24 protein-coding genes are annotated in these 23,601 nt (G+C 63.0%); 14 read left to right on the forward strand and 10 right to left on the reverse strand.

Annotated elements, in window-relative coordinates; all coding sequences use genetic code 11:
- The first annotated feature begins 210 nt into the window (after nt 1–210).
- The 3 genes from PM2_RS27015 to PM2_RS27025 are packed head-to-tail and all read left to right on the forward strand — an operon-like array spanning nt 211 to nt 3,773.
- The gene (locus tag PM2_RS27015; RefSeq protein ID WP_016713418.1) at nt 211–870 is read left to right on the forward strand and encodes a paraquat-inducible protein A; all 660 of its coding nucleotides are present in this window, start codon (nt 211–213) and stop codon (nt 868–870) included.
- Complete coding sequence (locus PM2_RS27020; protein ID WP_016713417.1) at nt 857–1,480, forward strand: paraquat-inducible protein A; 624 nt, start codon at nt 857–859, stop codon at nt 1,478–1,480. The genes PM2_RS27015 and PM2_RS27020 overlap by 14 nt, the downstream gene beginning before the upstream one ends.
- A complete protein-coding gene (locus PM2_RS27025) occupies nt 1,473–3,773 on the forward strand; it encodes a PqiB family protein (RefSeq protein ID WP_025754944.1) in 2,301 nt (766 codons plus the stop codon). Before PM2_RS27020 ends, PM2_RS27025 begins: the two co-directional genes overlap by 8 nt.
- Before the next feature lie 207 nt (nt 3,774–3,980).
- Here the strand turns inward: PM2_RS27025 and rpsT are convergent, their stop codons facing one another.
- On the reverse strand, nt 3,981–4,259 hold the full coding sequence (rpsT, locus tag PM2_RS27030) for a 30S ribosomal protein S20 (RefSeq protein WP_003247625.1): 279 nt from the start codon (nt 4,257–4,259) through the stop codon (nt 3,981–3,983).
- Between the two features lie 250 nt (nt 4,260–4,509).
- On the opposite strand from rpsT, the gene murJ reads away from it, so the two are divergent.
- From murJ to ispH, 6 genes are all read left to right on the forward strand, one after another.
- A complete protein-coding gene (gene murJ, locus PM2_RS27035) occupies nt 4,510–6,048 on the forward strand; it encodes a murein biosynthesis integral membrane protein MurJ (protein WP_016713415.1) in 1,539 nt (512 codons plus the stop codon).
- Between the two features lie 118 nt (nt 6,049–6,166).
- A complete protein-coding gene (gene ribF, locus PM2_RS27040; protein ID WP_025754946.1) occupies nt 6,167–7,117 on the forward strand; it encodes a bifunctional riboflavin kinase/FAD synthetase in 951 nt (316 codons plus the stop codon).
- Nucleotides 7,114–9,945: an isoleucine--tRNA ligase gene (gene ileS, locus PM2_RS27045; RefSeq protein ID WP_025754947.1), complete on the forward strand. Its 2,832-nt coding sequence runs from the start codon at nt 7,114–7,116 to the stop codon at nt 9,943–9,945. The genes ribF and ileS overlap by 4 nt, the downstream gene beginning before the upstream one ends.
- Nucleotides 9,938–10,453: a signal peptidase II gene (gene lspA / locus PM2_RS27050; RefSeq protein WP_016713412.1), complete on the forward strand. Its 516-nt coding sequence runs from the start codon at nt 9,938–9,940 to the stop codon at nt 10,451–10,453. Before ileS ends, lspA begins: the two co-directional genes overlap by 8 nt.
- The gene (gene fkpB / locus PM2_RS27055; protein ID WP_016713411.1) at nt 10,446–10,883 is read left to right on the forward strand and encodes an FKBP-type peptidyl-prolyl cis-trans isomerase; all 438 of its coding nucleotides are present in this window, start codon (nt 10,446–10,448) and stop codon (nt 10,881–10,883) included. Before lspA ends, fkpB begins: the two co-directional genes overlap by 8 nt.
- 14 nt (nt 10,884–10,897) lie before the next feature.
- Nucleotides 10,898–11,845, forward strand: coding sequence for a 4-hydroxy-3-methylbut-2-enyl diphosphate reductase (ispH, locus tag PM2_RS27060; RefSeq protein WP_016713410.1), 948 nt, complete (start codon nt 10,898–10,900; stop codon nt 11,843–11,845).
- Here ispH and PM2_RS27065 read toward each other — a convergent pair whose 3' ends face one another.
- Nucleotides 11,846–12,328 (reverse strand): GspH/FimT family pseudopilin, encoded by a 483-nt coding sequence (locus PM2_RS27065; RefSeq protein WP_028700011.1) that lies wholly within the window; start codon nt 12,326–12,328, stop codon nt 11,846–11,848.
- Between the two features lie 109 nt (nt 12,329–12,437).
- On the opposite strand from PM2_RS27065, the gene PM2_RS27070 reads away from it, so the two are divergent.
- The 5 genes from PM2_RS27070 to thiO are packed head-to-tail and all read left to right on the forward strand — an operon-like array spanning nt 12,438 to nt 15,262.
- On the forward strand, nt 12,438–12,620 hold the full coding sequence (locus PM2_RS27070) for a prepilin-type N-terminal cleavage/methylation domain-containing protein (RefSeq protein WP_025754948.1): 183 nt from the start codon (nt 12,438–12,440) through the stop codon (nt 12,618–12,620).
- Complete coding sequence (locus PM2_RS27075; protein WP_028700010.1) at nt 12,617–13,258, forward strand: PilW family protein; 642 nt, start codon at nt 12,617–12,619, stop codon at nt 13,256–13,258. The genes PM2_RS27070 and PM2_RS27075 overlap by 4 nt, the downstream gene beginning before the upstream one ends.
- Nucleotides 13,255–13,719: a hypothetical protein gene (locus PM2_RS27080; protein WP_028700009.1), complete on the forward strand. Its 465-nt coding sequence runs from the start codon at nt 13,255–13,257 to the stop codon at nt 13,717–13,719. The genes PM2_RS27075 and PM2_RS27080 overlap by 4 nt, the downstream gene beginning before the upstream one ends.
- Before the next feature lies 1 nt (nt 13,720).
- Nucleotides 13,721–14,110: a type IV pilin protein gene (locus PM2_RS27085; protein WP_016713405.1), complete on the forward strand. Its 390-nt coding sequence runs from the start codon at nt 13,721–13,723 to the stop codon at nt 14,108–14,110.
- A gap of 54 nt (nt 14,111–14,164) precedes the next feature.
- Nucleotides 14,165–15,262 (forward strand): glycine oxidase ThiO, encoded by a 1,098-nt coding sequence (gene thiO / locus PM2_RS27090; RefSeq protein WP_016713404.1) that lies wholly within the window; start codon nt 14,165–14,167, stop codon nt 15,260–15,262.
- Nucleotides 15,263–15,294: 32 nt separating this feature from the next.
- Here thiO and PM2_RS27095 read toward each other — a convergent pair whose 3' ends face one another.
- The 8 genes from PM2_RS27095 to PM2_RS27130 all read right to left on the reverse strand — a co-directional run bounded on the left by PM2_RS27095 (nt 15,295) and on the right by PM2_RS27130 (nt 23,442).
- Nucleotides 15,295–16,698 carry an amidase gene (locus PM2_RS27095; protein WP_028700008.1) on the reverse strand — a complete coding sequence of 468 codons (1,404 nt, stop codon included), beginning with the start codon at nt 16,696–16,698 and terminating at the stop codon, nt 15,295–15,297.
- 1 nt (nt 16,699) lies between these two features.
- A complete protein-coding gene (locus PM2_RS27100) occupies nt 16,700–17,977 on the reverse strand; it encodes a Zn-dependent hydrolase (RefSeq protein WP_016713402.1) in 1,278 nt (425 codons plus the stop codon).
- A gap of 13 nt (nt 17,978–17,990) precedes the next feature.
- Nucleotides 17,991–18,686, reverse strand: coding sequence for an ABC transporter ATP-binding protein (locus PM2_RS27105; protein ID WP_016713401.1), 696 nt, complete (start codon nt 18,684–18,686; stop codon nt 17,991–17,993).
- Nucleotides 18,686–19,438: an ABC transporter ATP-binding protein gene (locus PM2_RS27110; RefSeq protein ID WP_012051121.1), complete on the reverse strand. Its 753-nt coding sequence runs from the start codon at nt 19,436–19,438 to the stop codon at nt 18,686–18,688. The genes PM2_RS27105 and PM2_RS27110 overlap by 1 nt, the downstream gene beginning before the upstream one ends.
- Nucleotides 19,438–20,457 (reverse strand): branched-chain amino acid ABC transporter permease, encoded by a 1,020-nt coding sequence (locus tag PM2_RS27115; RefSeq protein WP_025754951.1) that lies wholly within the window; start codon nt 20,455–20,457, stop codon nt 19,438–19,440. The genes PM2_RS27110 and PM2_RS27115 overlap by 1 nt, the downstream gene beginning before the upstream one ends.
- Before the next feature lies 1 nt (nt 20,458).
- Nucleotides 20,459–21,319, reverse strand: coding sequence for a branched-chain amino acid ABC transporter permease (locus PM2_RS27120; protein ID WP_016713397.1), 861 nt, complete (start codon nt 21,317–21,319; stop codon nt 20,459–20,461).
- A 65-nt stretch (nt 21,320–21,384) separates the two neighbouring features.
- Nucleotides 21,385–22,587, reverse strand: a complete 1,203-nt coding sequence (locus PM2_RS27125; RefSeq protein ID WP_016713396.1) for an ABC transporter substrate-binding protein — start codon at nt 22,585–22,587, stop codon at nt 21,385–21,387.
- Between the two features lie 90 nt (nt 22,588–22,677).
- Nucleotides 22,678–23,442 (reverse strand): FadR/GntR family transcriptional regulator, encoded by a 765-nt coding sequence (locus tag PM2_RS27130; protein ID WP_016713395.1) that lies wholly within the window; start codon nt 23,440–23,442, stop codon nt 22,678–22,680.
- Nucleotides 23,443–23,601 lie beyond the last annotated feature (159 nt).

Below are 23,601 nucleotides of genomic sequence, written 5' to 3' on the forward strand. Positions count from 1 at the left end.
AGGTCCACGCAAGTCTCGGCCTTGCCCAGATCCCTGTAGGAGCGGCTTTAGCCGCGAACACCGGCAACGCCGGTGCCATCCACCGTGTCGCCTGTTTCACGGGCGCGCCCGCTCCCGCAGGAAGGTGATACACCCTCCTGGCCAAGGTCAGCTCCCACAATTCGAGCCAGAACACTAGAATAGCCCCACGCACCTATTCAGAAGCGCTATATGCCAAACCCTGTCGATCCCGAAACCCTGGCCCAGTTGCCGCTGGACGAGCTTGTCGCCTGTCACGAATGCGACCTGCTGCTGCGCAAGCCCGTGCTCCAGCATGATGAAAAAGCCCAGTGCCCGCGCTGTGGCTACGAGCTCTACGCTCACCGGCACAATGTGGTCAACCGCAGCCTGGCCTTGGTGTTGACCGCCCTGTTGCTTTTCGTGCCAGCCAATTTCCTGCCAATCATGCAGCTGCATCTGCTTGGCCAGACTTCGGACGACACCGTCTGGAGTGGTGTGCTGGGCCTGTACAGCTCAGGAATGCGCGCCGTAGCCGTGGTGGTTTTCCTGTGTAGCATGGCCATCCCCCTGGCAAAACTGCTCTGCCAGTTGGCAGTGCTGCTGAGTATCCGCCTGAATGTGGGGCGTAACTTCGGCCTGCTGTTCTACCGCATCTATCACCACCTGCGTGATTGGGGCATGCTCGAGGTCTATTTCATGGGGGTGCTGGTGGCCATCGTCAAGTTGGTGGACCTGGCCGAATTGACAGTGGGCCTGGGGTTGTTCTGCTTCATCAGCCTGTTATTGATCCAGGTGTGGCTCGAAGTGGTGATGTCACCTCACCAGATCTGGAGTGCGCTATCGGGGGAGGACCTGCATGCGGGCGATTGATGCGGGCATTCTTGTCTGCAATGAATGTCACCAGCTGAACCGGCAAGCGCCCGACAGCACTTCACAGACCTGTACGCGTTGCGGCGCCATCGTGCATGCACGCCGGCCGAACAGCATCGTGCGTACCTGGGCGTTACTGATTGCTGCATCGATCCTGTACATCCCGGCCAACATGCTGCCGATCATGACCGTGAGTACGCTCGGTCAGGGCAGCCCTGACACGATCATGTCCGGCGTCATCACGCTGCTCAAGCACGGTATGGTGCCCATCGCGGCTGTGGTGTTCATTGCCAGTATCCTGGTGCCCACATTCAAGCTGGTGGGTATTGGCTTGCTGCTGTACTCCGTTCAACGTCGGCAACCGCTGTCTGCCCGGCAACGGATATTGATGTACCGCTTCATCGAATTCATTGGGCGCTGGTCCATGCTGGATATCTTTGTCATTGCCATTCTGGTGGCGGTGGTGAATTTCGGCCGAATAGCCAGTGTCGAAGCCAACCTGGGCGCTGTCGCCTTCGCAACTGTGGTGATCCTGACAATGCTTGCCGCTTTAACTTTCGATCCCCGACTGATTTGGGATAACACGGAGTCGGATGACGACCATGAGTGACCTGCCAACGGCTAAAACCCGCCCAGCCTCGAACTGGTCGGCTATCTGGATCCTGCCTTTGATTGCCTTGATGATCGGTGGCTGGCTCGCATGGCAAGCCTACCGTGATGCCGGTGTGCAAATTGAAGTCCGTTTCGAGTCGGGCGAGGGCATCGTCGCCAACAAGACTGAGGTGATCTACAAGGGCATGCCGGTTGGCAAGGTGGTAAGCCTGGTGCTCGACGCCAAGGGCGACAACCAGGGTGTGATCGCTACCATCGAGATGAACAAGGCCGCCGAGCCTCACCTGACCAAAGGCACGCGCTTCTGGCTGGTGAAGCCGAGTGTCAGCCTGGCAGGTATTTCCGGTCTTGAAACATTGGTATCGGGTAACTACATCGCCGTTAGCCCGGGGGAGGGGGAGCGCACCAAGCGCTTCACCGCATTGAAGGTGGCACCACCGCTCTCGGATACGGAGCCGGGCCTGCATTTGACGCTCAAGGCCGACAGGCTGGGCTCGCTCAACCGTGACAGCCCGGTGTTCTACAAACAGATCCAGGTTGGTCGCGTAAAAAGCTACCGCTTGTCCGAGGACCAGAGCACTGTAGAGGTCAAGGTTTTCATCGAGCCAGCCTACGCCAGCCTGGTCCGCAAGCACACGCGTTTCTGGAACGCCAGTGGCGTCAGCATCGATGCTTCGCTTTCGGGTGTTAAGGTGCGCAGCGAGTCGCTGTCGAGCATCGTGGCCGGTGGTATCGCTTTCGCCACGCCGGAATACCGCAAGGACAGCCCGCCCACCGACCCGAGCCTGCCGTTCCGTCTGTATGAAGACTTCGATGCAGCCCAGGCCGGTATCCGCGTCAAAGTGAAGCTGAGCGACTATGAAGGCCTGCAGGCAGGTCGCACGCCGGTGATGTACAAGGGCATCCAGGTGGGCTCGCTGAAAGCCCTGAAGATGGAAGACAACCTGGCCAGTGCATCAGCGGAGCTGACGCTGGACCCGCTGACCGAGGACTACCTGGTCGAAGGCACGCAGTTCTGGGTGGTCAAACCGTCGATTTCCCTGGCGGGTATCACCGGCCTGGAGGCATTGGTCAAAGGTAACTACATCGCCATTCGCCCGGGCGAAAAGGGCGCCCGGCCCGAGCGTGAGTTCGAGGCCCGCGCCAAGGCGCCGCCGCTCGACCTCAAGGCGCCGGGTCTGCACATGGTGTTGTTCGCCGATACCCTGGGTTCGCTGGAAATCGGCAGCCCGGTAATGTACCGCCAGGTGAAGGTGGGCAGCGTGCAGAGCTACCAGTTCGCCCGTAACAGCAACCGAATTCTGATCGGCGTGCATATCGAGAAAGAGTACGAGAAGCTGGTCAACGGTTCATCGCGCTTCTGGAACGTCAGTGGTATCACCCTGACGGGCGGCCTGTCGGGCATCAAGATCAAGAGTGAGTCGCTGCAAACGCTGATGGCCGGTGGTATCGCCTTCGACACGCCACGGCCCGATGTGGCGCTCAAGCGCCATATTCCGCGCTTCCGCCTGCATGATAGCCAAGAGGCGGTAAACCGCGCGGGTACCTTGATTACCATCCGCGTTGACCGGGCAGATGGCCTGAAGCCGGGCACAGCGATCCGCTTCCGTGGCCTGGATGTGGGCAGTATCGAAAGCGTCGACCTCACCGACGACCTGCAGGCGGTGCTTCTGCGCGCTCGCATTACCGAGTCGGCAGACCGTATCGCCCGTGTCGGGACGCAGTTCTGGGTGGTCAAGCCGGCTTTGGGCCTGGTACGCACCGAAAACCTCGACACCCTTGTGGGCGGGCAGTACCTGGAAGTGCAGCCGGCGGCCAAGGACCGTGGCCCGCAGCGCGATTTCATCGCCTTGGCTGATGCGCCGCAGGTGGCGGGGCCAGAGGTCGGTTTGCCATTGACGCTTAGTGCGCCACGCCGCGGCTCGATCAAGCCCGGGGTGCCGGTGACCTACCGCGAGGTGGCGGTGGGGAAGGTGACGGGCTTCGAGCTGGGCCAGAATGCCGACCGCGTGCTGATCCATATCCTTATCGAGCCACGCTATGCTGCTTTGGTGCGCAGTGGTAGCCGCTTCTGGAACAGCAGTGGCTTCGGTTTCGACTGGGGGCTGTTCAAGGGGGCTACGGTGCGTACCGAGTCGGTGGAGACCCTGATCGACGGTGGTATCGCGTTCGCTACACCAGATGGCGAGCAAATGGGTAACCCGGCCCGGCCACAGCAGACCTTCGCCTTGTTCGACAAGGCCGAGGATGAATGGCTGCAGTGGGCACCGAAGATCCAGATAGCCAAGTAAGAATTGTTGGAGCGGGTTTACCTGCAAGAAATCTCGCGATGCATGGCACCGGCTCTGCCGGTGTTCGCGGGTAAACCCGTTCCTACGAGCGTCAATTGATGAGTATTATTGTGTCAATTGACCATCAATGTTCGAATCGAACGATTCCAATAAATCGCAGGCAACAAAAAGCCGACCCTAGGGTCGGCTTTTCGACTAGCACGTCGCTTAGGCAGCTGCAGCTTCTTTCAGCGCCTTGATGTGGCCATTCAGACGGCCTTTGTGACGAGCAGCCTTGTTCTTGTGGATGATACCTTTGTCGGCCATACGGTCGATTACAGGTACAGCCAGAACGTAAGCGGCTTGCGCTTTTTCGGCGTCTTTTGCGTCGATGGCTTTAACTACATTCTTGATGTAGGTGCGGACCATGGAACGCAGGCTGGCGTTGTGGCTGCGACGCTTCTCAGCCTGTTTTGCACGTTTCTTGGCGGAAGGTGTGTTGGCCACCGTCGAGCTCCTCGAAAGACTTTAGGTAAATAGCAAACAAAATAGGCCGCGAATCATGCCGATCAGTCGACCGGATGTCAAGGCCACCTGCAAGGTTCCGCCGAGCGGTGCGCCAACAAGCGGGAAAGATTCCTTTCTGCTGCGCGACCTGTACACTCGGGAATTTTTGGCTCCCCTGCGAAGGCGCGGGAGTATCGCACATTCGGACGCTGTCTGGCAGCGTCCTCTGTCATTGGCGTGAATCTTTTCGATGAACCTGCTCAAATCCCTGGCTGCAGTAAGCTCGATCACCATGATTTCGCGGGTGCTGGGCTTTGTTCGCGACACCATCCTGGCCCGCATTTTTGGTGCTGGTGTCGCCACCGATGCCTTCTTCATCGCGTTCAAGTTGCCCAACCTGCTGCGGCGCATCTTCGCCGAAGGGGCCTTCTCCCAGGCCTTCGTGCCGATCCTGGCCGAATACAAGACCCAGCAAGGCGAGGAGGCGACTCGCACTTTCATCGCGTATGTCAGTGGCCTGTTGACCCTGGTCCTGGCCTTGGTGACTGCCATCGGCATCCTGGCGGCACCGTGGGTGGTGTGGGCCACAGCCCCGGGCTTTGTCGACAGCGCGGAAAAATACGAGCTGACCACTGCGCTGTTGCGGGTGACTTTTCCTTATATATTGCTAATCTCGCTGTCTTCCCTGGCTGGGGCGATCCTCAATACCTGGAACCGTTTTTCGGTACCCGCCTTCACCCCGACCCTGCTGAACGTGGCGATGATCGCCTTCGCCGTGCTGCTGACGCCGTACTTCGACCCGCCGATCATGGCTTTGGCCTGGGGTGTGCTGGCCGGTGGCCTGGCGCAGTTGCTGTACCAGCTGCCAGCGCTGAAAAAGATCGGCATGCTCGTGCTGCCGCGCCTGAACCTCAAGGACGCGGGTGTATGGCGGGTGCTGAAGCAGATGCTGCCGGCGATTCTCGGGGTTTCGGTAAGCCAGATTTCGCTCATCATCAACACCATCTTCGCCTCCTTCCTGGTGGCCGGCTCGGTGTCGTGGATGTACTACGCCGACCGCCTCATGGAGTTGCCCTCGGGCGTGCTCGGCGTGGCCCTGGGTACCATCCTGCTGCCGACTTTGGCCAAGACCTATGCCAACAAGGACCGCGAAGAGTATTCGCGAATCCTCGACTGGGGCCTGCGGTTGTGCTTCCTGCTGGTCCTGCCATGCACCTTGGCCTTGGCCATCCTTGCCGAGCCGCTGACCGTGGCGCTGTTCCAGTACGGCAAGTTCAGTGCGGTTGACGCGGCCATGACCCAGCGTGCGCTGATTGCCTATTCCGTGGGCTTGCTGGCGATCATTCTGGTCAAGGTACTGGCACCCGGCTTCTATGCGCAGCAGAATATCCGCACACCGGTGAAGATCGCGATTTTCACCCTGGTCTGCACCCAGCTGTTCAACCTGGCCCTGATCGGCCCGCTGGCCCATGCCGGCCTGGCCCTGGCGATCAGCCTGGGCGCCTGCCTGAACGCCGGCCTGCTGTTCTGGAAGCTGCGCAGCCAGCAGCTGTTCCAGCCCCAGCCCGGCTGGGCGATGTTCCTGCTCAAACTGGTGCTGGCGGTGGGGTTGATGTCGGCGGTATTGCTGGCCGGCATGCACTACCTGCCGGCCTGGGAGCAAGGCAACATGCTTGAGCGCCTGCTACGCCTGGGGGCGTTGATCCTGGCAGGTGTGGTGACGTATTTCGGTTGCCTGTACCTGTGCGGCTTCCGGCCCCGGCATTTTGCCCGCAAGGCCCTGCATTGAGGCTTCGGACGGGTCAGGCGTCGGTTTTTCACATTCCACGCCGCCCTTGGGCGTTGCTGCCTGTCACCAGCGCCCGGGTGTGGTTATAATCGGCCACTTTATGAGCAAGAAGCGCGTTATGCAGCTGGTTCGAGGTCTTCACAACCTGCGCCCCGAGCACCGGGGCTGTGTCGCCACCATTGGCAACTTCGACGGGGTTCACCGCGGCCACCAGGCAATCCTGGCGCGCCTGCGCGAGCGCGGCCAGGCGTTGGGCCTGCCGACCTGTGTGGTGATCTTCGAACCGCAACCGCGCGAGTATTTCGCCCCCGATACCGCACCGGCGCGTCTGGCACGCCTGCGCGACAAGGTCGAGCTACTGGCCGCCGAAGGTATCGACCGAGTGCTGTGCCTGGCGTTCAACCAGCGGCTGAGCAAGCTCAGCGCCGATGCCTTCGTCAAGGCCATCCTGGTTGACGGCCTGGGTGTGCGTCACCTTGAAGTGGGCGACGACTTCCGCTTTGGCTGCGACCGCGCCGGCGGCTTCGCCTTCCTGGTCGAGGCCGGCCAGCAGTATGGTTTCACCGTCGAGGCCGCCAACACGGTGATTCAGGACGGCCTGCGCGTCAGCAGCACTGAGGTGCGCAAGGCCCTGTCCGAAGGCAACTTCGAGCTGGCCGAACACCTGCTGGGCCGCCCGTACAACATCACCGGCCGCGTGCTGCATGGCCAGAAGCTGGCCCGCCAGCTCGGCACACCTACCGCCAACATCCAGCTCAAGCGCCGCCGCGTGCCGCTGTCCGGGGTCTACCTGGCCAGCATCGAGATCGACGGCAAGGCCTGGCCGGGTGTCGGCAATATCGGCGTGCGTCCCACCGTTGCCGGTGATGGGCGCCCGCATCTGGAGATTCATCTGCTGGATTATGCCGGCGACCTTTACGGCCGGCGCCTGACGGTGGAGTTCCACCACAAGCTGCGTGAAGAGCAGCGATTTGCCTCCCTGGAGGCGCTGAAGTCGGCGATCGATGCGGATATCGCCGCCGCACGTGCACATTGGCACGCTCAACCGCTAACGAAGAGCCTGAAATGACCGACTACAAAGCCACGCTTAACCTTCCGGACACCGCCTTCCCCATGAAGGCCGGCCTGCCTCAGCGCGAACCGCAGATCCTGCAGCGCTGGGACAGCATTGGCCTGTACCAGAAGCTGCGCGAAATTGGCAAGGATCGTCCCAAGTTCGTCCTGCACGACGGCCCGCCCTATGCCAACGGCAAGATTCACATCGGTCATGCGCTGAACAAGATCCTCAAGGACATGATCGTCCGTTCCAAGACCCTGGCCGGCTTCGATGCGCCGTACGTGCCGGGCTGGGACTGCCATGGTCTGCCGATCGAGCACAAGGTCGAGGTAACCCACGGCAAGCACCTGTCCGCCGACCGCACCCGCGAGCTGTGCCGCGAGTATGCTGCTGAGCAGATCGAAGGGCAGAAGACTGAGTTCATCCGCCTGGGTGTGCTGGGTGACTGGGACAACCCGTACAAGACCATGAACTTCGCCAACGAGGCCGGCGAAATCCGCGCCCTGGCCGAAATGGTCAAGCAAGGCTTCGTGTTCAAGGGCCTCAAGCCTGTGAACTGGTGCTTCGATTGCGGTTCGGCGCTGGCCGAGGCCGAGGTCGAGTACGCCGACAAGAAATCCCAGACCATCGACGTGGCCTTCCCGGTTGCCGATGAGGCCAAGCTGGCCGCCGCTTTCGGCCTGGATGCGCTGGCCAAACCAGCCGCCATCGTGATCTGGACCACCACCCCGTGGACCATCCCGGCCAACCAGGCGCTGAACATCCACCCGGAGTTCAAATACGCCTTGGTCGATACCGGTGAGCGTCTGCTGGTGCTGGCTGAAGAGCTGGTCGAGTCGTGCCTCAAGCGCTACAACCTGGAAGGCTCGGTCATTGCTACCGCTGAAGGTTCGGCGCTAGAACTGATCAACTTCCGCCACCCGTTCTACGACCGCCTGTCGCCGATCTACCTGGCCGACTACGTCGAGCTGGGCGCCGGTACCGGCGTGGTGCACTCCTCGCCAGCCTACGGTGAAGACGACTTCGTCACCTGCAAGCGCTACGGCATGGTCAATGACGACATCCTCACCCCGGTGCAGAGCAACGGTGTGTATGTCGAGTCGCTGCCCTTCTTCGGCGGCCAGTTCATCTGGAAGGCCAACCCGGCCATCGTCGAGAAGCTGAGCGAAGTCGGTGCGCTGATGCACACCGAAACCATCAGCCACAGCTACATGCACTGCTGGCGTCACAAAACCCCGCTGATCTACCGCGCCACCGCGCAGTGGTTCGTGGGCATGGACAAGCAGCCGACCACTGGCGAGCCGCTGCGTGAGCGCGCGCTGAAAGCCATCGAAGACACCAAGTTCGTGCCGGCCTGGGGCCAGGCGCGCCTGCACGCGATGATCGCCAACCGCCCGGACTGGTGCATCTCGCGTCAGCGCAACTGGGGTGTACCGATCCCGTTCTTCCTGCACAAGCAAACCGGCGAACTGCACCCACGCACCGTCGAGCTGATGGAAGCAGTGGCCAAGCGCGTCGAACAGGAAGGCATCGAAGCTTGGTTCAAACTGGACGCCGCCGAGCTGCTGGGCGCTGAAGCCGACCAGTACGACAAGATCGCCGATACGCTCGATGTGTGGTTCGACTCGGGCACCACCCACTGGCATGTGCTGCGTGGTTCGCACGACATCGGCCACGCCACCGGCCCGCGCGCCGACCTGTACCTGGAAGGTTCCGACCAGCACCGCGGCTGGTTCCACTCTTCCTTGCTGACCGGTTGCGCCATCGACAACCATGCGCCTTACCGCGAGCTGCTGACCCACGGCTTCACCGTGGACGAGAACGGCCGCAAGATGTCCAAGTCGCTGGGTAACACCATCGAGCCGGAGAAGGTCAACAACACCCTGGGTGCCGATATCCTGCGCCTGTGGGTTTCCGCTACCGACTACTCCGGTGAAATGGCGGTTTCCGAGCAGATCCTGCAGCGCAGCGCCGACGCCTACCGCCGTATCCGCAATACCGCGCGCTTCCTGCTGTCCAACCTGTCCGGCTTCGACCCGGCCCGCGACCTGCTGGCCCCGGAAGACATGCTGGCACTGGACCGTTGGGCCGTGGACCGCACCCTGTTGCTGCAACGCGAGCTGGAAGAGCACTACAGCGAGTACCGTTTCTGGAACGTTTACTCCAAGGTGCACAACTTCTGCGTGCAGGAGCTGGGCGGCTTCTACCTCGACATCATCAAGGACCGCCAGTACACCACCGGCGCCAACAGTGTCGCCCGCCGTTCCTGCCAGACCGCGCTGTACCACATCAGCGAAGCGCTGGTGCGCTGGATCGCGCCGATCCTGGCATTCACCGCCGATGAAATTTGGCAGTACCTGCCAGGCGAGCGCAACGAGTCGGTGATGCTCAACGGCTGGTACCAGGGCCTGAGCGAGCTGCCGGAAGGCACCGAGCTGGACCGCGCCTACTGGGACCGCGTGATGGCAGTGAAGGCCTCGGTCAACAAGGAGCTGGAAAACCAGCGTACCGCCAAGGTCATTGGCGGCAACCTGCAGGCCGAAGTCACCCTGTACGCCGACGAAGGGCTGAGCGCCGACCTGGGCAAGCTGGGCGACGAACTGCGCTTCGTGCTGATCACTTCGGCCGCCAGCGTGGTGCCGTTCGTGCAGGCGCCAGCGGATGCTGTGGCCACCGAAGTCGAAGGCCTCAAGCTGAAAGTGGTCAAGTCCGGTCACGCCAAGTGCGGCCGTTGCTGGCACTTCCGCGCCGACGTCGGCAGCCACCCGGAGCACCCGGAAATCTGCAGCCGTTGCGTCGACAACCTGAGCGGTTCGGGCGAGGTGCGTCACTATGCCTAACCCTGCAGCGGGGCGCTTCGGGCGCCTTGCATGGCTTTGGCTGAGCTTGCTGGTCCTGGTTCTTGACCAGGCCACCAAGCTGTATTTCAACAACGCCTTGACCATGTACCAGCAGATTGTCGTCATTCCGGACTACTTCAGCTGGACCTTGGCCTACAACACCGGCGCCGCCTTCAGCTTCCTGGCAGAAAGCTCGGGCTGGCAGCGCTGGCTGTTCGCCCTGATCGCCGTGGTGGTCAGTGCCGTGCTGGTGGTGTGGCTCAAGCGCCTGGGGCGCAACGAGACCTGGCTGGCTGTGGCGCTGTCGCTGGTGCTGGGTGGTGCGATCGGCAACCTTTACGACCGCGTCGTGCTGGGCCATGTGGTCGACTTCATCCTGGTGCACTGGCAGAACCGCCATTACTTCCCGGCCTTCAACCTGGCCGACAGCGCCATTACCGTTGGCGCGGTGATGCTGGCGCTGGATATGTTCAAGAGCAAGAAGTCTGAGGATCCGGTCCATGACTGACACGCGTATCGGCCAGAACACCGAAGTCACCCTGCACTTCGCGCTGCATCTGGAAAACGGCGACACCGTCGACAGCACGTTCGACAAGGCCCCGGCCACCTTCAAGGTGGGCGACGGCAACCTGCTGCCAGGTTTCGAAAACGCGCTGTTCGGCTTCAAGGCCGGTGACAAGCGTACTGTGGTGGTGGCCCCGGAGAACGCCTTCGGCCAGCCCAACCCGCAAAACGTGCAAGTCATGCCGCGGTCCAACTTCGAAGGCATGGAGCTGTCCGAAGGGCTGCTGATCATCTTCAATGACGCCGCCAACACCGAGCTGCCGGGTGTGGTCAAAGCGTTCGATGACGACCAGGTGACCATCGACTTCAATCACCCACTGGCTGGCAAGACCCTGACCTTCGAGGTGGAGATCCTCGGGGTGAAGGCCCTGTAAGCCTGGAGCCGAGCATGCAAATCAAACTCGCCAACCCTCGCGGCTTCTGCGCGGGGGTCGACCGGGCGATCGAGATCGTCAACCGCGCGCTGGAAGTTTTCGGCCCGCCGATCTATGTGCGTCACGAGGTGGTGCACAACAAGTTCGTGGTGGAAGACCTGCGCAACCGCGGTGCCATCTTCGTCGAAGAGCTGGACCAGGTGCCGGACGATGTCATCGTCATCTTCAGTGCCCACGGTGTTTCCCAGGCTGTGCGCCAGGAAGCGGCTGGCCGTGGCTTGAAAGTGTTCGATGCCACCTGCCCGCTGGTGACCAAGGTGCATATCGAGGTTGCCAAGTACAGCCGCGACGGCCGTGAGTGCATTCTCATCGGCCACGAAGGGCACCCGGAAGTCGAAGGCACCATGGGCCAGTACGACGCCAGCAACGGTGGCTCCATCTACCTCGTCGAAGACGAAGAGGATGTGGCCAAGTTGCAGGTGCGCGACCCGGACCACCTGGCCTTCGTGACCCAGACCACGTTGTCGATGGACGACACCAGCCGCGTCATCGATGCCCTGCGTGCACGCTTCCCGAACATCGGTGGCCCGCGCAAGGACGACATCTGCTACGCCACCCAGAACCGCCAGGATGCCGTGAAGCAACTGGCCGGTGAATGCGACGTGGTGCTGGTGGTGGGCAGCCCTAACAGCTCCAACTCTAACCGCCTGCGCGAGCTGGCCGAGCGTATGGGCACCCCGGCTTACCTGATCGACGGTGCTGAAGACCTGCAACAAGGTTGGTTCGACCAGGCCGCTCGAATCGGCATCACCGCCGGTGCTTCTGCCCCAGAAGTGCTGGTGCGTGGCGTGATCGAGCAGCTCAAGGCCTGGGGTGCCACTGGCGCTGAAGAGCTGGATGGGCGGGAAGAGAACATCACGTTCTCGATGCCTAAAGAGCTGCGGGTTCGTTCGCTGATCTGATCAATGGCCTGCGCACAGGGAAACCTTTTCCGGTTCACCTGTGCGCAGTCTGATTCGCCCGGTGGAAGCCATCACCACCTGAGTAAAACTGGTGGCGGCGTTTTTCTCGCAGAGCTCCAGCGTGCCACCTCTCTTGCCCAGTGGGACACCCAGTGCGCTGAACCTGATCTGATCGCCTGTATTGGCCATTATCCTTATGGGCCTTGAAAGACGTTGTTCACGCAATACCTGCTCATTGTGCTCCAGCAACACTCGCCATCCTTTTCCCCAATCGCTCTCAACGCCCTGGACCCGCACGTTCTGGCCCAGCAGCAGTGCATGGCTGCGAGCACTGCGCAGTGCCTGTGCCAAATCTCGGGCAGCCGCTGCCCTGTGTAGGTCATCAGTCATTCTGGCGTAAGCCGGCATACCGAGCTGTGTCAGCAAGACGGCCACGGCCAAAGCCGACAACATTTGAATCAGTGTTACGCCTCGTTGCTTCACCGTGCATTCCTCCCTGGAAGTGCTTGGCTATAGCTTCACGTTCATCGGCCAAGCCGTCTAGTCGGCCGGGTTCAGGGCCATTGCAGGAAAAATCGCGGGAGGTGCAGGGATGCACGCAAGGCAACGGGGCATGACGCTCCTGGAAGTGTTGTTGGCAGTCGTGGTTGTGGCCGTGGGCATGTTCGCAACGGCAGCGATGCAGTTGCAGGCATTGCAGGCTGCGGACGGCGCACGTCGTGATGGGCAGGCCGCGATGGCGGTGCACAGCGAGCATGAGCGGAGGCGGCGATGAGGCGCCGCCAGATTGGGTTCGGTCTGGTTGAGGTGGTGATGGCGCTGGCCATCGGATTGATGCTGCTGGCAGCGGCCAGCCAGCTCTTTACCTCTGCACACCAGACCTGGCGTCTGCAAAGTACGGCAGTGCGCATGCAGGATGAGGCACGACTTGCTTTGCTGCGCATGGCGCAGGATATCCGCATGGCAGGGATGTTTGGTTGCCTGAGGATTAAACCTGACGACTTTGAGTACCCGGCTGCGCGGCAGGCTTTCGCCCGCCCCCTGGAGGTTGAAGCCACTACCCTCAGCCTGGTTGTGGCGGAGTTGTCCGGAAAAACTGGCAACGGTGACTGGGTTTTGCAGACGGACTGCATCGAAAAAGTGCGCGTGGATGAAAAAACAGTAGAGGGTTACCCACTGACGTTCCCCATCAGCCAGTACGTCTATCAGTTCCATGACAATAGGCTGAGGTTCAAGCGAAAAGGCAACTTCCAACCACTGGTCGAGAATGTGCGAGAGGTGCGTTTCGAACGTGTGCAAACGCCGCAGGGGGAGAGGGTAGACATCACGCTGATGTTGTACGAGCCCACGCTCAAACTCGAACAGCGCCATGAACTCAGCGTGGCGCTGCGCAATCGGGTGCCGGGGCCATGAAGCGCCAACGCGGTGTCGTGCTGCTGTTGGCGTTGGTACTGAGCCTGCTGCTCGGCTTGCTGACTGCCTCTGCCTTGCGTGATGCCTTGGCAGAGACGCGAATGGCCGGCTACCTGCGCGATGGCCTGCTGGCGTTCGAAGAGGCAGAGGCCACATTGCAGGCCGGGGCAGATGAACTGCTGCGGGCACCTCCAGGCAAATGCCAGATGTGCCTGCCTCCTCCGCACCCGCACGATTTGACTGGGCAGTGGCAGCGCAGCAGCAGCGGCTACTTTCAGGTCCAGCATCTAGGCATGAGCACGCGCGTTGCGTACATGCCGGAAGGGCAGCCAGTTGCGTTGTACCGGGTAACCGCCGTCAGCCAGCAAGCACAAGCCCGGCAAGTATTGGAAGCCGTCTACGCCGTGGCCGGCGACACAATCCAGCGCATCACCTGGCGCCAAAGACTCAGAGGAGACTGACATGCAGCAAGGCTTGAGCCTGATCGAGTTGTTGATTGTGCTGGCCGTGACCGGCATTCTGGCAGCCATTGCCTACCCCAGTTACAGCGACCAGCTTCGGCGAGCCGCGCGCAGCGAAGCGGTTGGCCTGCTGCACGATGCCGCCTTGCGCCTGGAGCGCCACCGCGTGCGCACCGGCCAGTACGCCGAAGGCGACCCGGCCTTGCCCGACGGCACCCGCTATTACAGCCTGCAGGCCCAGCGCGACAGCGACACCTTCACGCTGCGCGCCCGGCGGCTGCCGCATGGGCTGATGGCGCAGGATGGCTGTGGCGACTTCCAGCTTGACCAGGCCGGCGTGCAGCGCAATCCGGGTGCTGTTGAACACGGCGCCCACTGCTGGGGAAGCTGAAGGTTGAATGATGCCCCGTGCATCGCGGTTTTACTTCAGGTGTTGGATCGACAGATGAGCAAGCAAGTAGTGGTGGTCGGCGGCGGGGTCATCGGCCTGCTGACGGCGTTCAACCTGGCGGCGAAGGTCGGGCAGGTCGTGGTGTGTGACCAAGGCGAGGTCGGCCGTGAGTCGTCGTGGGCCGGTGGCGGCATTGTTTCGCCGCTGTACCCGTGGCGCTACAGCCCGGCGGTGACCGCCCTGGCGCACTGGTCGCAGGACTTTTATCCACAGCTGGGCGAGCGTTTGTTCGCCAGCACCGGCGTCGACCCCGAAGTGCACACCACTGGCCTGTACTGGCTGGACCTGGACGACGAGGCCGAAGCGCTGGCCTGGGCCGAGCGCGAACAGCGGCCGCTAAGTGCCGTGGATATCTCGGCGGCCTATCATGCGGTGCCGGTGCTGGGCCCGGGCTTCAAGCGCGCCATCTACATGGCTGGCGTGGCCAATGTGCGCAACCCGCGCTTGGTCAAGTCGCTGAAGGCGGCGTTGCTGGCGCTGCCGAACGTAACCCTGCGCGAACACTGTCAGATCACCGGCTTCGTTCAGCAAGACGGGCGTGTGACCGGTGTGCAGACGGCTGATGGCGTGCTGGCGGCGGATGAGGTGGTGCTCAGTGCTGGCGCCTGGAGTGGCGACCTCTTGCGTACCCTTGGCCTTGAGCTGCCGGTGGAGCCGGTGAAGGGCCAGATGATTTTGTTCAAGTGTACCGAAGACTTTTTGCCGAGCATGGTGCTGGCCAAAGGGCGCTATGCGATCCCGCGTCGCGATGGGCACATTCTGGTGGGCAGTACGCTGGAACATGCCGGGTATGACAAAACCCCGACCGGCGATGCGCTGGAAAGCCTGAAGGCATCGGCGGTGGAGTTGTTGCCTGAGCTTGAGGGGGCCACCGTGGTTGGGCATTGGGCGGGGCTGCGGCCGGGCTCGCCGGAAGGCATTCCCTACATCGGGCCGGTGCCAGGGCATGCGGGGTTGTGGCTGAACTGCGGTCATTACCGTAATGGGCTGGTGCTGGCGCCGGCTTCGTGCCAGTTGTTCACCGACCTGTTGACCGGGGCCGAGCCTATCATCGACCCGGCGCCTTATGCGCCAGAAGGGCGTTTGGGCTGAGATTTCCGGGGCTGCTTTGCAGCCCCGGAATGTCAACGCGGTGCCTGCAAGTGCCGGCTCGGGTAATGCTGCTCATACACCTTGCACACCCGCAGCACCTGCTCATCGGCAAAGCGCCCGGCCACCACCTGCAGCCCCACCGGCAATCCTTCGCGGGTAAACCCACAAGGCACCGAAGCCGCCGGCTGCTGGGTGAGGTTGAAGGGATAGCTGAACGGCGTCCACTCCATCCACTGCGCCATCTCCGACCCAGGCGGCACGTTGTGCCCGGCTTCGAATGCCACCAGCGGCAGCATCGGCGATACCAGCACGTCATAGCGCTGGTGGAAGGCATTCATCTGCGCAATCAGCGCCGCCCGTGCCTCCAGCGCCTGGGTGTATTCGGCAAGGCTGATCTTTGCGCCTTGCTCGGCAATCCAGCGTAGTCCGGGGTCAAGCAACGTTCGCTGTTCATCACTCAAGGCACTGGCCAACCGCGCCGCGCCGGCAAACCACAGGGTATTGAAGGTTTCCAGCGGGTCGTTGAACCCCGGGTCCACCTCTTCCACCTGCGCGCCCAGCCGTGCCAGGCGCTGCACTGCTTGCGCCACCAGTGCCTGGATTTGCGGGTCGACCTGCACGTAACCGAAGTTGGCACTGTAGGCGATGCGCAGGCCGCTCAGGTCTTGCTGCTGGCCCATCCACGGCGCCTGCCGTGGTGCACCGGCCAGCCCGTCTCGGGCATCGGGGCGGGCGACGCAGTCGAGCATCAGTACCGCGTCGTCTACGGTGCGCGTCATCGGCCCCAGGTGCGACAGCACGGTCATGGCGCTGGCCGGCCATTGCGGCACATAGCCGAAAGTCGGTTTGATGCCGAAGGTGCCGGTAAAGGCACACGGGATACGAATCGAGCCGCCGGCATCGCTACCCTGGTGCAGCACCCCCAGGTTCAGTGCAGCGGCGGCCGCAGCTCCCCCCGACGAGCCTCCGGCAGTCCGCCTTGTATCCCAGGGGTTGCGGGTGATGCCGTACAGCGGGTTGTCTGTGACCCCCTTCCAGCCGAACTCCGGCGTTGTGGTTTTGCCCACCAGCACTGCGCCGGCTTCACGCATGAACGCCGTGAAGGGGGCATCGACGTCCCACGGCCCTGCGCCGGAGGTGGTGCGTGACCCCTTGCGGGTCGGCATGCCACGGGTCAGGGTCAGGTCCTTGATCGAGGCGGGTACGCCATCCAGCCGGCCACAGGGCTCGCCCCGTTGCCAGCGCTGCTCGCTGGCGCGGGCGGCGGCGCGAGCACCTTCACCGTCGACATGGCAGAAGGCGTTCACCGCCGGGTTGTGCAGGTCGATGCGCGCTAACACGTCGTCGACCACCTCGACCGGCGACAGCTGACGGCGCTGGTACAGTTCGAGCAATTCGACGGCGGTGAACTCACCCAACGCGGTTTTCTGGGTCATCTCAACGGGCTCCTGGGTTGGCGGCCTGGAACATGGCACGCAGCAGGACGTCACAGCCGTCGGCCAGGTCCTGCGGCGCGGCATTTTCGATTTCGTTGTGGCTGATGCCACCCTCGCATGGCACGAAGATCATCCCGGCCGGGCCCAGCTCGGCGAGGAAGATGGCATCGTGACCGGCGCCACTGACGATATCCATATGGCTCAGGCCCAGCGTGCGTGCGCCCTGGCGCACGGCATCCACGCACTGCTCGGCGAAATACAGTGGCGGAAAGTCGGCGGTCGGGGTCAGCTGGTAGCTCAGCCCGTGCCTGGTTGTGCTGCTTTCGATGGCCGTGCGTACTTCGCTGACCATGGCCGCGAGGTGCCCGGGGTCGAGGTGGCGCAAGTCGATGGTCATGTGCACCTGGCCGGGGATGACGTTGCGCGAGCCCGGGTGCAAGGTCAGGCAGCCGACCGTGCCGCAGGCATGCGGCTGGTGGGCGTGGGCCACGCGGTTGACCGCAGCCACCACCTCGGCCGCGCCAACCAGGGCGTCCTTGCGCAGGTGCATCGGGGTGGGGCCGGCATGGGCCTCGACACCGGTCAGCACCAGATCGAACCATTTCTGGCCCAGGCAGCCCTGGACAACACCGATGGTGGTGCGCTGGTCTTCCAGCACCGGGCCCTGCTCGATATGTGCTTCGAAGTAGGCACCGACGGGATGCCCGGTGGGCACACGCGGGCCGGCGTACCCAATGCGCTGCAGCTCGGCGCCGACCGACAGGCCCTGATCGTCGACCTTATCAAGGGTTTCCTGCAGGTCGAACTTACCGGCGAACACACCCGAGCCCATCATGCAGGGCGGGAAGCGCGAGCCTTCTTCGTTGGTCCACACCACCACTTCCAAGGGCGCTTCGGTGGTCAGGCCGAGATCGTTCAGGGTTCGGATCACTTCGAGGCCAGCCATGACGCCATAGCAGCCATCGAACTTGCCGCCGGTGGGTTGGGTGTCGATGTGGCTGCCGGTCATCACGGGGGGCAGGGCAGGGTTGCGGCCGGGGCGGCGGGCGAAGATGTTGCCGATGGCGTCGATGCTGACGGTGCAGCCGGCATCTTCGCACCAGCGCACGAACAGGTCGCGGGCCTGGCGGTCGAGGTCGGTCAGCGCCAGGCGGCATACGCCGCCCTTGGCGGTGGCGCCGAGCAGGGCCAGGTCCATCAGCGATTGCCACAGGCGCTCGCGGTTGACCTGCGAACCTTGGCCGAGCAGGTGCTGTGAGGGATCGATGCGGGTGTTCATGGGCGTTCTCCTTTCAGGCGCTCAGGGCCAGGTAACGGTTCTTGATGCTCGGGTCCTCACGGAACTGCGCCGCGCTGCCCTGGTAAGCGACCCGGCCCTGCTCCAGCACATAATGGCGGTCGGCAAGGGCATCGCAGACCATCAGGTTCTGTTCCACCAGCAGGATCGACAGGCCCTCGTCCTTGATGCGCCGCAAGATCTTCACCAGCTCGTCGACAATCACCGGGGCCAGCCCTTCAGTGGGTTCATCGAGGATCAGCAGCTTGGGGCCGTTGAGCAGGGCGCGGGCGATGGCCAGCATCTGCTGCTCGCCACCGGACAGCGCGAAACCACCATTGCGGCGGCGCTCCTTGAGCCGTGGGAACATGCTGTAGACGTCTTCCAGCTGCCAGCGACTGGTTTTGCGCACGGCAATTTTCAGGTTCTCCTCGACGCTGAGCTGGCGGAAGATGCCGCGGTGTTCGGGCACCAGGGCAATGCCGAGCCGGGCGATATCGAAAATTTCGCGGCCCACCAGCGGCTGGCCGTTGAAGCTGATCTGCCCCTGCCGTGGGCGGACGATGCCGAGGATGCTGCGCAAGGTGGTGGTCTTGCCGGCACCGTTGCGCCCAAGCAGGGTTACCAGCTCGCCGGCCTCGACCTTGAGCGAAACCCCTTCGAGCACATGGCTCTTGTCGTAGTAGGCGTGGATCGAATCGACGTTGAGCATCAGGCGGCCTCTCCAAGGTAAGCGGTGCGTACGCGCTCGTCGTTGCGCACCTGTTCAGGGGTACCCTCGACCAGAATCTGGCCGTGGCTCATCACCGTGATGCGCTGGCTGATCGACATGACGATGCTCATGTTGTGCTCTATCAGCAGCACGGTATGGTCGCGGCCAAGGTCGCTGATCAGGTCGGTCATTACCGGGATGTCGTCGATACCCATGCCCGAGGTGGGCTCGTCGAGCATCAGCAGGGTGGGCTTGGCGCAGATCGACATGCCCACTTCCAGTACCCGTTGCTGGCCGTGCGACAGCTCACCGGCCAGGGTTTCGGCGCGGGCGCTCAGTTTCAGGCGCTCCAGCACCTGGTCGGCGGTGTTCCAGTGGCTGCGCTTGTGCTCGACACTGCGCCAGAAGTTGAGCGCGCCCAGGCCATCGCGGCCTTGGGCGGCCAGGCGCAGGTTTTCGCGCACGGACAGGTTCTGGAACAGGCTGGTGAGCTGGAACGAACGGGCCATGCCCAGCGCCACCCGCCCGTGAGATGGCTTGCGGATGATGTCCTGGCCGTTGAACAGGATCTTGCCTGCGGTGGCCTGGCGCTCGCCGGTCAGGCAGTGGAACAGGCTGGTCTTGCCGGCGCCGTTGGGGCCGATGATGGTGTGGATGGTGCCGGCGCGCACTTTCAGGTCAACGCCCGCAACCGCCTTGAACGGCCCGTAGGCCAGCTCCAGCTGGCGGGTTTCCAGGAGGTAGTCGCTCATCACAGGGTCTCCTTGGTCTTGGCCTGGGGTTTGTCATTGGCGTTGCGGGTGGCCAGCAGGCGTTTGCCCAGTTCGGCCAGGCCACCCCACAGGCCGCCACGCATGAACACCACGACGAGGATCAGGATGACCCCCAGCAGCATCAGCCAGCGTGGCCACAGCTCCGACAGCACGTCGCCCAGCAGCACGATGGCACCGGCCCCCAGCAGCGAGCCGAACAGCGAGCCGGTGCCGCCGACGATGGTCATGATCAGGATGTTCTCGCTCATCATCAGGTCGATGTTCGACAGCGGTGCAAAGTGCAGCAGCATGGCGTACAGCGCCCCGGCGATACCGGTGATGGCGCCCGACAGCATGAACACCAGGATCTTGAAGTGACGGGTGTCGTAGCCGATGGCAGCGGCGCGGGTTTCGTTCTCGCGGATGGCCAGCAGGGTGCTGCCGAACGGCGAGCGGATGACCCGCAGGGCTGCGGCGAAGATCAACAGGAACAGCACCGCCACAAACACATAGAAGTGCCGCGGGTCGGCCAGGTCGACCAGCACATGGCCGGCGATTTCGATGTTCGGCCGGGGCACATCGAGCAGGCCGTTGTCACCGCCGGTCCAGCCACTGAGGGTGTAGGCCAGGAAGTAGGCCATCTGGCTGAAGGCCAGGGTCAGCATGACGAAATAAATGCCGGTGCGGCGAATCGCCAGCGCGCCCACCAGCAATGCCAGGAACGCGCCGAACACGGCAGCCCCCAGCAGCGCGGCGAACATGCCCCACTGCAGGTGGATCATCAGCAGCGCCGCGCCATAGGCACCCACGCCAAAGAAGATGCCCTGGCCGAACGACAACAGGCCGGTGTAGCCGAGCAGCAGGTTGCAGGCCAGCGCGGCCAGGGCAAAGATCAGGATCTCGGTGGCCAGGGTGGCCGACGGCAGCAACAGTGGCAAAGCCACCAGGCTGGCAACCACCAGCAACAGCAGCGCCGGGGCGCGGCCCTTGGCGACTGGCAATGGATTTTTCTCGCTCATCTCAGGCTCTCCCGAACAGGCCATAGGGACGGACCAGAATCACGGCGGCCATGGCCCCGTAGATCATCAGGCTGGCGCCTTGCGGCCAGAGGCTGGTCATCATGCTTTGCACCACACCTACCAGCAGGCCGCCAACCAGCGCACCGCCGAACGAGCCCATGCCCCCGATTACCACCACCACGAAGGCAATGCCGAGAATTTCCGGGCCGACGAAGGGTTGCGCGCCCCGTAGCGGGGCGAACAGCACACCCGCCACGCCGGCCAGGCCCACGCCCAGGGCGAAGGTCAGGGAAAACAGGCGGAAAATGTTGGTGCCCAGCAGCGACACGGTCTCGGTGCTTTCGCTACCGGCCCGCACCAGTGCGCCGAAGCGGGTGCGCTCTAGCAGCAGCCACAGGCCAAGGCCGATCAGCGCGGCGAAACCGATCAGGAACAGGCGGTAGTAGGGGTAGATGAAGTCACCGAGGATCAGCACCCCGCGCAGCTCGGGCGGTACGGCAATGTTCTTGCCCACCGGGCCCCAGATCAGCACCGAGGCTTCCTGGATGATCAGCGCGATACCGAGGGTGACGAGGATCTGGAAGGTGTGCGGCAGGTGGTAGATGCGCTTGATCAACAGGCGCTCGACCGCCCAGGCCAGGGCGGCCACCACCAGCGGTGCAATCAGCAGTGCCAGCCAGAAGTTGCCGGTGATGGCCACGGCGGTGTAGCACAGGTAGGCGCCCAGCAAGAAGAACGCGCCGTGGGCGAAGTTGACGAAGTTGAGCAGGCCAAAAATGATCGTCAGGCCCACGGCGATGAGGAAGTAGATCATCCCCAGGCCCAGGCCGTTGAGCAGTTGGAACAGGTACAAATCGAGCATGAGCGTGCCCTCGACAGCGCGCGGTGCGGCTGCCTGTACGAGTGTGTGTGACTAACGCCGCGGCTTCAGGCCAGGGCGCAACCGGTGTGGTCGACCTCGACGAACGAACGGCCCGAGCTGATGACTTCGGCCAGGTCGTCCTCGTCGCGCATCTGCCCTTGGGGCTTGCCGCGCAGCAGGTAGTAATCCTTGAGTACCTGATGGTCGCCAGGGCGGATCAGTTCTTCGCCGGTCGGGCCCTGGAAGCGCATGCCCTGCAATGCCGCAGACACGGCGGCGCCCTCCAGGCTACCGGCCTTGACGATGGCTTCGAGCATGACCTTGGTGCCGATATAGTCGGCAGCCAGCGGGTAGTTGGGGTTGATGCCATAGGCCTTGCGGGTGGCGGCAACCAGTTGCTTGTTCAGCGGTGTATCGACCTGGTGCCAGTACTGGGCACCCAGGTACACGCCTTCGAGCACGTCGCTGCCCAGCTCCTGAAACTGGTCGAGGCCGGCAGACCACACCATCAGCACTTTCATGCGGTCCTTGATGCCGAAGTTGACGGCCTGGCGCAGGGCGTTGGAGGCCTGGCTGCCGAAGTTGAGCAGCACCAGCACATCGGGTTTGGCGGCGATGGCGTTGGTGAGGTAGCCGGAGAACTCCTGTTCCTGCAGCGAGTGGTAGCTGTTGCCGATGTGTTCCACACCAAGCTCGGCAAACACCTTCCGGGCGTTGTCCAGCAGGGCGTCGCCGAACACGTATTGCGGGGTGATGGTGTACCAGCGCTTGGCCTGGGGCAGCTGGCGGATCATGGGCACCAGGGTTTCGCGGATGGCGCCGTAGGTGGGCACCGACCAGCGAAAGGTCGAGGCGTTGCAGTCTTTACCGGTGATTTCGTCGGCGCCCACGGGCGTCATGAACACGCCGCCGGCCTTGTGGATTTCCTTCGACACCGCCAGAGCCGAAGACGACAGGGTGCAGCCCTGGAAGAAGCGTGCGCCATCCTGGCCGATGGCTTCCTGTACCTTGCGCACCGCCTTGCCGGCGTTGCCTTCGGTGTCGATGACCTTGTACTTGAGCGGGTGGCCGAGCAGCTGCGGGTACTCGGCGATGGCCAGGCGCGACCCCATGTCGGCGTACTTGCCGTAGCTGGCGAAGGCGCCCGACATGGACTTGAGCCCATAGAAGGTCAGCGGTTGGTCGGCGAATGCCCGGAGCGCTCCCAAGGGGAGGCTACCTAAGGCACCCAGGGCAAGGCCTGCCTTGAGCAGGGTACGTCTTTGCATGAGTAACTCCTTGGTTGTGGTTATTAGGCAGGAGTGGCAATGACAAAGCGGGTACGGCCGGGCCTGTGTGCAGGCCTCTTACCAGGCGCATCAGTGGTGGTGGTCGAACTCCAGCAGGAAGTTGCGGGCAACCTCGCCTTCCAGCGCGGTCATGTGGTGCTCGGCGTCGCACATGTGTTCATGCATCAGCCGGCGTACAGCGGGTTCGTCGCTGGCGCGCAGGGCGCTCAGCAGTTGCTTGTGGTAGTCGATGTTGGCGGCGGCGAACTGCTGGCGCTTGGGCAGGTAGGCCTTTTTCAGCACCACCAGGTCGCGCAGCAGGTCGTTGAGGAACACCGCCATGAACCGCAGCAACGGGTTCGGGCAACGGTCGGCCAGCAGGGTGTGGAACTCCAGCTCTGCCAGGCGCTGCTCGCGCTGGCCTTCCTCGCTGTCTTCCGGTGCGCTGCAGAAGTCGATGTTGGCTTGCAGCGCGGCGTAGTCGGCTTCGCTCAGCTTGCCCATCACCGACACCGCCAGCTCTACCTCGATGACTTTGCGCAGTTGGTAAACCTGCTCGCCGTCCAGGTGCTGGAAGTGCAGGTAATTGCGCAGCGCGCGGCTGGCCGGCTCGGTACCTACTTCATTGAGGTAGGCGCCGCCGGTCGGGCCGGTACGGGTACTGACCAGGCCTTCGACCTCCAGCGCCTTGAGTGCTTCGCGGGCGGTGCCCTTGGAACACTCGAAATGCTCCATCAGCTCACGCTCGGTGGGCAGGCGGTCACCGGGGTGCAGCGCTTCGGTGACGATCGAGCGCTTGACCGATTCGACGATCACATCGGACAGCTTCTGGCGCTTGCGTTTGGGTTTGAGCATTTCGCTATTTTTCATATTTATGCGGATAAATAGGATTTAGCGAGTTTTACCGGGATGGGTCAATGCTGGCGTCGGGGGAGGGGTCGTAATTGGTGTGAAAGGGTCGGGGAGGGATAAGTGATGCAGGGTTCACAGGCCTCTTCGCGGGCATGCCCGCGA

It is taken from the genome of Pseudomonas monteilii NBRC 103158 = DSM 14164 (genome assembly GCF_000730605.1).
Classification (GTDB): Bacteria; Pseudomonadota; Gammaproteobacteria; order Pseudomonadales; family Pseudomonadaceae; genus Aquipseudomonas; species Aquipseudomonas monteilii.